Annotated in this window: 9 protein-coding genes; 5 read left to right on the top strand and 4 right to left on the bottom strand. The window is 71.3% G+C overall.

Annotated features, from left to right (window positions below):
- Positions 1 to 156: 156 nt before the first annotated feature.
- From G3I56_RS09905 to G3I56_RS09895, 3 genes are all read right to left on the bottom strand, one after another.
- Positions 157 to 1,068 (bottom strand): helix-turn-helix transcriptional regulator, encoded by a 912-nt coding sequence (locus G3I56_RS09905; RefSeq protein ID WP_164408503.1) that lies wholly within the window; start codon positions 1,066 to 1,068, stop codon positions 157 to 159.
- A gap of 245 nt (positions 1,069 to 1,313) precedes the next feature.
- Positions 1,314 to 2,795: a HAMP domain-containing sensor histidine kinase gene (locus tag G3I56_RS09900; RefSeq protein WP_203689610.1), complete on the bottom strand. Its 1,482-nt coding sequence runs from the start codon at positions 2,793 to 2,795 to the stop codon at positions 1,314 to 1,316.
- A gap of 14 nt (positions 2,796 to 2,809) precedes the next feature.
- Positions 2,810 to 3,559, bottom strand: a complete 750-nt coding sequence (locus G3I56_RS09895) for a response regulator transcription factor (RefSeq protein ID WP_164312262.1) — start codon at positions 3,557 to 3,559, stop codon at positions 2,810 to 2,812.
- A 247-nt stretch (positions 3,560 to 3,806) separates the two neighbouring features.
- Between G3I56_RS09895 and G3I56_RS09890 the strand changes: the two genes are divergently transcribed.
- From G3I56_RS09890 to G3I56_RS09870, 5 genes are all read left to right on the top strand, one after another.
- Positions 3,807 to 5,159 (top strand): ferredoxin reductase family protein, encoded by a 1,353-nt coding sequence (locus tag G3I56_RS09890; protein ID WP_164408501.1) that lies wholly within the window; start codon positions 3,807 to 3,809, stop codon positions 5,157 to 5,159.
- A 7-nt stretch (positions 5,160 to 5,166) separates the two neighbouring features.
- Positions 5,167 to 5,637, top strand: coding sequence for an FMN-binding protein (locus tag G3I56_RS09885; protein WP_164408500.1), 471 nt, complete (start codon positions 5,167 to 5,169; stop codon positions 5,635 to 5,637).
- 183 nt (positions 5,638 to 5,820) lie between these two features.
- Entirely contained in the window at positions 5,821 to 6,177 is a 357-nt protein-coding gene (locus G3I56_RS09880) for a PRC-barrel domain-containing protein (RefSeq protein ID WP_164408499.1), read from the top strand.
- A gap of 60 nt (positions 6,178 to 6,237) precedes the next feature.
- Complete coding sequence (locus G3I56_RS09875) at positions 6,238 to 6,411, top strand: hypothetical protein (RefSeq protein ID WP_164312077.1); 174 nt, start codon at positions 6,238 to 6,240, stop codon at positions 6,409 to 6,411.
- A 180-nt stretch (positions 6,412 to 6,591) separates the two neighbouring features.
- Complete coding sequence (locus G3I56_RS09870) at positions 6,592 to 8,355, top strand: SpoIIE family protein phosphatase (protein WP_164408498.1); 1,764 nt, start codon at positions 6,592 to 6,594, stop codon at positions 8,353 to 8,355.
- A gap of 138 nt (positions 8,356 to 8,493) precedes the next feature.
- On the opposite strand, the gene G3I56_RS09865 is transcribed toward G3I56_RS09870, so the two are convergent.
- Positions 8,494 to 9,870 (bottom strand): phosphatase PAP2 family protein, encoded by a 1,377-nt coding sequence (locus G3I56_RS09865; RefSeq protein ID WP_164408497.1) that lies wholly within the window; start codon positions 9,868 to 9,870, stop codon positions 8,494 to 8,496.
- Positions 9,871 to 10,116: the final 246 nt, after the last annotated feature.

The raw sequence follows: 10,116 nt of genomic DNA, 5'->3' as shown, positions 1-10,116 counted from the left end.
TGCACACTGCAACTTCACTACTGCTGCCCGGCAGTTCGTGTCTGCCAGGCCCTGCTGTCTCTCTGGGCTACGAGAGAAACCATAACCAGACCCACCACCGAATGTCTACTCCGGTCGACATAGATTTCCGCGCCTTCGACGGTGAGGCAATCGACCTCAACCAGCAACGGGAAGGTGACCGTGCGACGCCGACACCGGGCACTGGGTCGCCGCGTCGATGTACGTCTTGGTGATGTCGGTGATGAAGTCGCGGCTGCTGTCCGGGGCGAGTGCCCGGGTCTGGAGGTGGTCGTAGATCACGCTGTAGTGCCGTACGTCGGACGGCTTCTCCAGGTAGAGATCGCTGGTGAACCGTTCCAGGTACACCAACCCCGCCTCGGGACTGTCGGCGGACTGCAGGATGGAGAACTGTCCTGACAGGCCCGGGTGAGCGCCCGCCGCGTAGGGAAGGATCTGCACCGTGACGTGCGGCTCCGCACTGAGTGCCTTCAGATGCTCCAGTTGTTCACGCATGACGTCCGGGCTGCCGACGACGCAGCGCAGTGCCGACTCGTTGAGGATGGCCCACAGACGCAGCGGACAGGCCGGGTCGTAGATCCGGTGCTGACGGCGCAGCCGCACCTTGAGGCGCGTGGCGGCCTGTTCGGCAGTGAGCCGAGGGATCGTTTCCGCAAGGATGGCGTGGGCGTAGGCGGGGGTCTGCAGCAGATCGGGCACCACTATGGGCGCGTGCGTGTGCAGGGAAACGGCGTCTGTCTCCAGGCCGATGTAGACACTGTCGGAGAGGTCGCCATAGGTGTGCCACCAGCCCCGCTGACCGGATTCCCTGGCCATCTCCATCAGGGAGTCGATGACCTGCTGGTCCGTCACCTCGTAGATCGCGCACAGGTCGCGCACATCGCGGGGGCTGATGGCACGGTTGCCGTTCTCCAGATGACTGATCTTGGGCTGCGAGACCATGAGCCGCGCAGCCACTTCCGTGCTCTTGAGCCCGCTGGCAACGCGGAGCCGGCGAAGCTCGGCTCCGAGACGGCGTCTCCTGACGGTGGGGTTGGTCTTCGCCGTCACGGGCGGGGTACCTCCGGATCCAAATGGCTGTATCGGCACGCAGGTTGCCACGGCACGGGGGGTGTTGATCACGCGCAATGCCGCCGCGATCGCCGACAGCTGAAACGGATTCTTACCTTGGCAATTGCCTTGGTTCGAGCGGCACAAGAGCCTCCGCCGTTGGATGTCGGCCACCACACAACGGATCGCGCGGGTCAGAAGATACGAGGGTGTCCGATCCACCCGTCACCCTCGCCCCTCGCCCCTCACCCGTCACCCGCGGGGAGCCGGACGGTGAACGTGGTCGATCCCGGGCCGCTCTCAAGGGTGACGCCGCCGCCGTGGGCCTCCGCCACCGCTGCCACGATCGACAGCCCGAGGCCGGTGCCGGTGCCATGACCAGAGCCCTCGGTGCGGCGGCGGTCCGCGTGGGTGAAGCGTTCGAAGACCTTGGGCCGGATGTCGGCGGCGACGCCCGGTCCGTCGTCGTGGACCTTCAGCAGCACCGTCGCCTTGTCCTCGCTCTCCAGCGAGATCGTCACCGTGCTGCCGACGGGAGTGTGCAGACGCGCGTTGGCCAGCAGGTTGGCCAGCACCTGATGGAGCCGGTGGGCGTCACCCGTCACCGTCACCGGCTCCTCGGACAGTTCCAGGGTCCAGCGGTGTCCGGGGCCCGCGGCCTGCGCGTCCGTCACCGCGTCCAGGACCAGACGGGTCAGGTCGACGGGCAGCCGTTCCAGGGGGCGACCCGCGTCCAGGCGGGCCAGGAGCAGCAGGTCGTCGACCATCTCGCCCATGCGGGCCGCCTCGGCCTCGATGCGCTCCAGGGCCCGCACCACCTTCGGCGGCACCGGGCCGGGGTGCAGCAGCGCCAGTTCGGCGTGACCCCGGACCGAGGCCACGGGCGTACGCAGCTCGTGGCTGGCGTCTGCGGCGAAACTGCGCAGCCGTTCCTCGCTCGCGTGCCGCTTGGTCAGCGCGTCCTCGACATGCCCGAGCATCAGGTTGAAGGCGCTGCCGACGCGTCCCACCTCACTGCGCGGATCGGCCTCGGGCGCGCGCGGCCACAGCCCCACCTCACCGCTGGAGAGCGGCAGTTCACTGACCCGGGTGGCGGTCGCGGCCACCCGGCTGAGCGGTCGCAGCGACCAGCGCACCCACAAGGCTCCCGCGACGCCGGCGACGGCGAGGGCCGCGCCCAGGACGACCGCGGCGACCAGTTCCAGCCGGTGCACGGCGGCCTCCACGGACTCCGTGGGCAGCCCGGTGACCAGGACGTCCCCGTCCCTGCCCTCGGTCGCCATCATGCGGTAGTCGTCCAGCGTCGAGAGGTCGACCGTGTGTCCCTCGCCGTCGGCGGGCAGCCCGGCGAGCCGTCTCCGGTCCCGCGCGCTCAGCGCGACGGTCACCGTGCCCGTACCCCTGCCGGAAGCCACCACCGCCGCGTTGGTGACCATGCCGTCGACCAGCCGGGCGCCGAAGGTCCCGGCGGCCTGGCGGCGGGTGTCGCCGTCGCCGCCCTCGTCGCCATCGTGGTCGGACGGCAGCGGCAGCGGGCCGCCGTGTTCCAGGCTCGCCGGGAACCGTACGCCCGCCTCGCGCAGCTGCTGGTCGAGCCGGCCGGTGAGGAAGCCGTTCAGCTCGACCACCGCCGCCACCCCGACGGCCGCGCAACTCACCGCGAGCAGCACGACGAGACCGGCGGTGAGCCGCGCCCGCAGCGTATGCGGGCGGGGCAATCGCGGCAGCCACCCGCGCGCCCTCACCGGGCCACCGGCTTGAGCACGTATCCGGCGCCCCGCACCGTGTGGATCATGGGCGGGCGGCCCGCGTCCACCTTCTTGCGCAGGTAGGAGATGTACAGCTCGACAACATGGGCCTGGCCGCCGAAGTCGTACGACCAGACGCGGTCGAGGATCTGCGCCTTGCTGAGCACCCGGCGCGGGTTGCGCATGAGGAAGCGAAGCAGTTCGAACTCCGTCGGGGACAGCTCGACGAGTTCGCCGCCCCGCGTGACCTCGCGGGCCTCCTCGTCCATGACGAGGTCGCCGACGGTCAGCCGAGGCCCGTCCTCCGTCTGCCTGGCCATGCCGGCCCGGCGCACCAGCCCGCGCAGCCGCGCGACGACCTCCTCCAGGCTGAACGGCTTCGTCACGTAGTCGTCGCCGCCCGCCGTGATGCCGGCGATCCGGTCCTCGACGGCGTCCCGCGCCGTCAGGAAGAGCACGCACACGTCGGGGCGTACGGCGTGCAGCGAGCGCAGCACGGCGAAGCCGTCGGTGTCCGGGAGCATGACGTCGAGGACGACGGCGTCGGGCAGCAGTTCGCGTGCCTCGGTGACGGCCGAGACGCCGTCGCCCGCCGTGCGGACCTCCCAGCCCTCGTAGCGCAGGGCGCCGGAGAGGACCTCCGCGAGGTCGGGGTCGTCGTCGACGACGAGGACCCGGAGCGGAGTGCCGTCGGTCCGGGTCAGCGTGGGGCGGCCGAAGCCGCGGGGGCGGGGAGTGTTCATCTCGGTTACCAGGATGCGGTCTCGCCGCGTCCCCGGCCGCTTTCCCCACCTCTGAGTTCCCTCTGAGTCCGCTCTGCGCCCGCCATCGCCACGGACCACCCGACCGCCCTTCCCACCTGCGGGTTCGGCCGTGCGGCGGGCCTCGCGCTGAGAGGGGGCTCAGAGGTTGCGTCGGCACAGTGTCGTTCCGGACGCCCAGAGGGACGTACCACCGTACCGACGTACCGACAGCCGAAGGGACACGCGGATGACGACGGCGTACGCGCAACGAAGGGTCGCCCCCGCGCCTCCCGCGGCACGGCGCTCCCCCGCCGGGCCGGTGCTCGCCGTCCTGTGGGCCGGCGCCGCCGCCCTGATCGCCCTGTGGTGGCACGACACGGGCTCGGTCGTCGGTACGGCGGGCTGGCTTACCGGGGCCGGCCGGATCGCGGGACTGCTGTGCGGGTACGCGTGTGCCGTCCTCGTCGGTCTGATGGCCCGCGTCCCGCTGCTGGAGCGGCGGATCGGGGCGGACCGGGTGACGCGCTGGCACGCCAGGGCGGGCCGCTACACGGTCTGTCTGCTGGTGGCGCACATCGTGCTGATCCTCCTCGGGTACGCCGCCCAGGACGGCTCCTCGTTCCTGGACGAGGCGCTCACCGTGGTCCTGGACTACCCGGAGATGCTCAAGGCCACCGCCGGTACCGTCATCCTGTTCGCCGTCGGGATCGTCTCCGCCCGCGCGGTACGCCGCCGGGTCGCCCATGAGTTCTGGTACTACCTGCACCTGCTCACGTACGCCGCGATCTTCCTCGCCTTCGGCCACCAGCTCGCCCTGGGCTCCGACTTCACCGGCAACGGGCCCGCCCAGGCCGCCTGGTACGCGCTGTACCTGGGCGTCGCCGCCCTGGTGGTGTGGTTCCGGATCCTCGCCCCGGTACGGCTCAACCTGCGGCACCGGCTGCGCGTCGACTCCGTGCACCGGGAGGCCCCGGGCGTGTACTCCGTCGTCATCGCCGGCCGGCGACTGGACGGGATGGGCGTACTGCCGGGGCAGTTCCTGCGCTGGCGGTTCCTCACCGAGGGCATGCGCTGGACGTCCACGCCGTACTCCCTGTCGGCGCCGCCGCGCCCCGGCCTGCTGCGCATCACCGTCAAGGCGCTCGGCGACCACAGCGCCGCCGTGTCCCTGCTGCGGCCCGGCACCCGGGTGTGGGCGGAGGGCCCCTACGGGGCGCTGACCGCCGACCGGCAGACCTCGCACAAGTCCCTGCTGATCGCGGGCGGCGCCGGCATCACCCCGCTGCGGGCCCTGTTCGAGACACTGCCCGGCGACGTCACCCTCCTCTACCGCGCCCGCACGAACGAGGACCTCGCCCTGGGCGGGGAACTGGAGGCCGTCGCACGGTGGCGTGGGGCGAGAGTGCTCTACGCGCTCAACGGCCCGGACGGCCGGCGCCCCGACCTCTCGGCCCGCTCCCTGCGCGCGGCCGTGCCCGACCTGGACACCCACGACGTCTACCTGTGCGGCCCGCACGGATTCGCACGGGACCTGTACGAGGCGCTGCGCGCCGCCGGGGTCCCCGACCGCCGTATCCACCACGAGTCCTTCGAGCTGTGAGGCCCCCTTGCACACCTTGAGAAAGAACCGTCCACTGCGCCGCATCGCACTGGCGAGCGCCGCGACCGTCTCCGGCATGGTGCTGCTGCTGTCGCTGAAGCCGCACACGACACCGGCCGCCGTCACCGCCGGGTCGGCGAGCTCCCCCGCGCCGTCCGGCAGTTCCAGCAGTTCCAGCAGTTCCAGCGGCTCTGCCACCGGCACCCGTACTCTCACCGGCGACTCGGTCCAGACCCGCTACGGCCCCGTCCAGGTCCGTGTCACTCTGACGAACGGGAAGCTCACCGACGTCACCGCGGTCACCTACCCGCAGGAGAACCCGAGGGACCAGCAGATCAACTCGTACGCCGTCCCGCAGCTGACCAGGGAGGCGCTCACCGCCCAGAGCGCCGACATCGACACGGTCTCCGGAGCCACGTACACCAGCGACGGCTACCGCCAGTCACTCCAGTCGGCACTGGACTCCGCGGGCACCTGACAGCGCCCCGGGAGTCGCACTCCGGGACACATTCGATCGCCGAACGCTGCATGAATTGCTCGATGCCGGGGACTTGTTTCGGTCATACGATGACAAGTAGGTCGGCATGGTCAGGTGCTCGGGCCCAGGTCAGGGCCAGGGCCGTCGCACCGTCCGCCGGGGCGCGCAGACAGGGAGCAGGGCATGATCCGTTCAGCCGACATCCGCGAGTGGCGCAACCACGAGGTGATCGACGAGAAACAGCGCAGGATCGGCCTGCTCGAATCGGTCTACGTCGACACGACCACCGACGAACCCGCCATGGCCACCATCCGGACCGGGCTGCCCACCCGCCACCGCCTGGTCTTCGTCCCCCTCGACGACGTGGTCCTCGGACCGGGCTACGTCAAGGTCGCCTACGCCAAGACACAGGTGCGCAACGCCCCGTCGATCGGGACCGACGACGTGCTCCCCGCCGAGCAGGAGGCGGAGATCTTCAAGCACTACGGCCTGGCCTACCAGCCCGGAGCAGGGGGCGAACGTCAGCTCGCACGCCGCTGAACAGACGTACGCAACGCACACTTCACACACTTCACGCACGGCACAGAGGAGATGGTCCGGATGATGGCGCTCTTCCTTCTGCTGGTCCTGGTGGCCGTCGTCCTGGGAATCATCGGTGTGGCAGCCCATGGTCTGGGATATCTGCTGGCCATCGGTATCGTGATCTTCGCCGCCGACCTGATCTTCTTCGGGGCACGGCTGACCCGGCGCGTCAGGCGGCGGCCCGTGCGCTGACCGCGAAGCCGTACGGTGGGGGCGAACCCGGGACGTGGACGGACGGATCGTCGCGCCGGCCACGCGGCCGGGTTCCTGTCGGGGGGCCGTCGGACACTGGTCCGGCGGGTTTCCCCTGACGCGCCCGCGGGCTTCGGTGCGAGGCCGCCCTGACTCGAGGGCGGCGTGGTGGAGGGTACGGTGCCCGGTGCGGGTGACGAGTCGGGGTCAGGGTCGGGGTCACGGTCGGCGGCCGGGCCGAAGTTCTGGAGACAGGTCGTCGAGCGGCTGAGCACAGCCCTGTTGGTGGTCGGTCCGACCGGCCGGATCGACGCCGTCAACCCGGCCGCCGAGCGGCTGCTGGGCCGTACCGCCGCGGCGGTACGCGGGAAGGACGCCCACGACCTGCTGCACCGGGACGCGGCCGGCGGCACCCTCCCGCGCGAGCGGTGCCCGCTGCTCCGGGCGCTGGCCGGGAAGAGTGCCGCACGCGGTGACGGCTACAGCTGTCTGCGCGGCGACGGCCGCCTGGTCACGGTCTCCTGGTCCGCCTCTCCCCTGGTGGACGACGGTTCCTTCAAGGGCATGGCGGTGCTGCTCACCGACAGCGCCGACGGCACCGACAGCAGCGGCGACCCGGGCGCGCGTCGCGAAGGCGCCGCCTACACGAGCGCCCTGGAGGACCTCAACGAGCGGCTGACCCTGGTCGCGGAGATCACCGACGTACTGGGCCAGACCCTGGAGACCGACGAGGCTCTTGCCCGACTGGGCCGCCTGCTGGTCCCCCGCCTCGCCGACTGGGTCGCGGTGGACCTCCGGACCGGTTCCGGGCGGATCCACCGGGTGGCGGTGACCGGACCCGCGGGCCGGGACGCCGCGCTGGAGGGCGGGCGCGAGCGCCTTCCCAAGGCCGGGGAGCGGGAGGGTGACTGGTCGCCCCTCGTCCAGGTGCTGAACGGCGGTGATCCCGTACGGCAGGGCGTGCCGGAGATGGCCGCCGCCGCACCGCCCGGCTCCGGCCTGGCCGCCGTGCACAGCGACTTCCTGTGGACGGTGCGCGCGACGTCCGCCATCACGGTGCCGCTGGGCTCCGGCTCCGAACGGCAGATCACCGGCGCCCTGACGGTGGTGCGCACCGACCCGGCGCACCCCTTCGACGACGCCGATCTCGGGGTGGTGAGCGACATCGGCCGGCGGGTCGGCCTGGTCATCGACAACGCCCGCCGGTTCGGCCGCCAGCGGGCCGTCGCCGAGGCCATGCAGCGCAACCTGCTCGCCCCGCTGCCCCAGCCCGGCCGGCTGCGGCTGGCCGCCCGCTACCAGCCCGCCCCCGTCGGCTCCCAGGTCGGCGGCGACTGGTACGACGCTTTCGAGCTGAAGGACGGCACGCTCGCGCTGGTCATCGGCGACGTCGTGGGCCACGACCTGACGGCGGCGGCCGGGATGGCCCAACTGCACGGCATCCTGCGCTCGTTGGCCTGGGACCGCTCCGGGCCGCCGGGCACCGTCGTCGACCGTCTCGACGACGCCATGCCGGCCATCACCACCGTCCCCATGGCCACCCTCGTCCTCGCCCGGGTGGAAGGCCACCCGGACACGGGCCCGTGGACCCTGCGGTGGACCAGCGCCGGCCACCCCCCGCCGCTCCTGCTGACCCCCGGCGGGCACGCGCGGTACCTCGAAGCCGGGCAGGGCCTTCTCCTCGGCGCCCACCAGCGGGACGCCGAGAGCCGGCCGACCGCCACCCAGCCCCTGCCGCCTGGCTCCACCCTGCTGCTCTACACCGACGGCCTGATCGAGATCCCCGGCAGCGACCTCGACACCGGCCTGCGCCGCCTGCGCCGCCACGCCCTGGACCTCGCCCACGCACCCCTGGACACCCTGTGCGACCAGCTCCTGGCCCGGATGCCACCGGGCAGCACGGACGACGTGGCGCTCCTCGCGCTGCGGCTGCCGGAACTGTGACAGGGAAGGTGATCGGGCGGGACGAGGGCCGGTCGCGGCGCACTGTTCGGTGAGGACGCGCGGTGCCCGGCCGGCCTGCTCGTGCGTAACGCAGCCGGCGGAGAGTGCCGGGGCGCCGTCCTGTCCGTAGCCCGTACCTCAGACCAGTTCGAGTCGCCGTTCCGGTCGCGGCGCCGCCGCGGGTGTCGGCTCCCACCGTCTGGTGGTCCGTACGTACCCGTCGATCACCGAGAGCATCGCCAGAATGATCAGTGGCCCGAACACCCACGGATGTTCGGCTATCTCCGTCGACAGATAGCGATACGACACCAGGAGCGCGGCGAAGACCGTCGCTCCGTGGGCGACCAGCCAGGTCGCCGACCGGTCCCAGCCGCGTGCGAGCGAGCGCAGAGCCGCCTCGACCGTCAGCGCGAACACCACGCCGGCCACGAGGTCCGCGCCGTAGTGGTAGCCGAAGCCCAGCGTCGCGGTGAGCGTGGCGACCAGCCAGAACGTGCCCGCGAACCGCAGGAACCGTGGGCCCTTGCGGGAGTGGACGAAGATCACGGTGGCCCACGCCGTGTGCAGGCTGGGCATGCAGTTGCGGGGCGTGATCCCGTCGTACGGCATCGGGTGCGGGGTGGTGATCGGCAGCGGTGTGTTCGGCCACAGGTCGGCCACCGCCCAGTGTCCGCCGCCGGTGCCGAAGGCGCCGGAGCCGTAGGCGAAGACCGGTCCGACGACCGGGAAGATCATGTAGATGCCCGGTCCGAGAAGGCCGATCGCCAGAAAGGTGCGCACCACGTGATGGCGCGGGAAACGGCCTTCGGCGGCCACGTTGCGCAGCTGGTACAGCGCGACGCAGACCGCGGCGACCGCGAGCTGGATGTAGACCCAGTCGAGAAGATGGGTGCCGATCGGGCCCGTGGCCCTGACCATCCGGCCCACCAGCCACGACGGATCGCCCAGCGCGTGATCGGCGGTCGCCACGTACTGGTCGAGCACCATCGGGCGGGTCTTCGACGTGATCAGCAGCCAGGTGTCGCCCGCCTTGCGGCCGGCCACCAGCAGCAGGCCCAGCCCGACGCCCTTCAGCAACAGGAGCCGTTCCTGGCCGGTGCGGCGCGTGACGGCGATGACCGCGCAGCCCAGCATCACCCACAGGGCGCCGTTGCCGAAGGAGTGGCCGCCGTCCAACCTGGCGCCGGCCGCCACCCGCACCAGCACCAGCACGACGTCGATGCCGATGGCGACGCCGACCGCGATGAACCGTTCCCGCCAGGTGAGCACCACCATCGTCAACGCCATGCTCGCGTACAGCAGGGGCCCCGATTTGGGCGCGAATATCACCTCTCGCACCTGGTTGGTGATCGGCCCCGGCAGGCCGTAGTGACGCGCGGCGATCTCCAGCGCGACAAGGAACCCGAGAGCCACCACACCCGCCACGGCCCAGAGCCGCGCCGAGGGTTGCCGCCACACCGAGACCGTCGAGAACACGGTTCTGCGATGTATTCGCTCAAACACTCCTGGCGGCATATAAGAGTTCCCGTTCGCTTCGCCTTATGGGCAGCTTTCTCCCCCACAAAGTCAACCTGTGTGAGACCTGTCAGCGGCTCCCGACAGGTAAAGATGGCTGGATCACGGTCCAGGTTCCGGACTCGGAGAGTTCCCGGGTCCGGCGGCAGATCGCGGCAGTGCTCCCGGAAGCGTTCGCGCCCGGAGAGGACCGCGAGGACGATACTCCAGCCGACGGACGAGGTGAAGTCCGGGACAACACCAGCT

Origin of the sequence: Streptomyces sp. SID12488 (assembly GCF_010548275.1) — a bacterium.
Lineage (GTDB): Bacteria > Actinomycetota > Actinomycetes > Streptomycetales > Streptomycetaceae > Streptomyces.
This window is presented reverse-complemented; position numbering and strand designations above follow the sequence as displayed.

Excerpts from the sequence above, each read along its gene's own strand:
- G3I56_RS09890 (WP_164408501.1), top strand. The coding sequence starts at position 3,807 with ATGACGACGGCGTACGCGCAACGAAGGGTCGCCCCCGCGCCTCCCGCG.
- G3I56_RS09880 (WP_164408499.1), top strand. The coding sequence starts at position 5,821 with ATGATCCGTTCAGCCGACATCCGCGAGTGGCGCAACCACGAGGTGATC.
- G3I56_RS09865 (WP_164408497.1), bottom strand. The coding sequence starts at position 9,870 with ATGCCGCCAGGAGTGTTTGAGCGAATACATCGCAGAACCGTGTTCTCG.
- G3I56_RS09895 (WP_164312262.1), bottom strand. The coding sequence starts at position 3,559 with ATGAACACTCCCCGCCCCCGCGGCTTCGGCCGCCCCACGCTGACCCGG.
- G3I56_RS09875 (WP_164312077.1), top strand. The coding sequence starts at position 6,238 with ATGATGGCGCTCTTCCTTCTGCTGGTCCTGGTGGCCGTCGTCCTGGGA.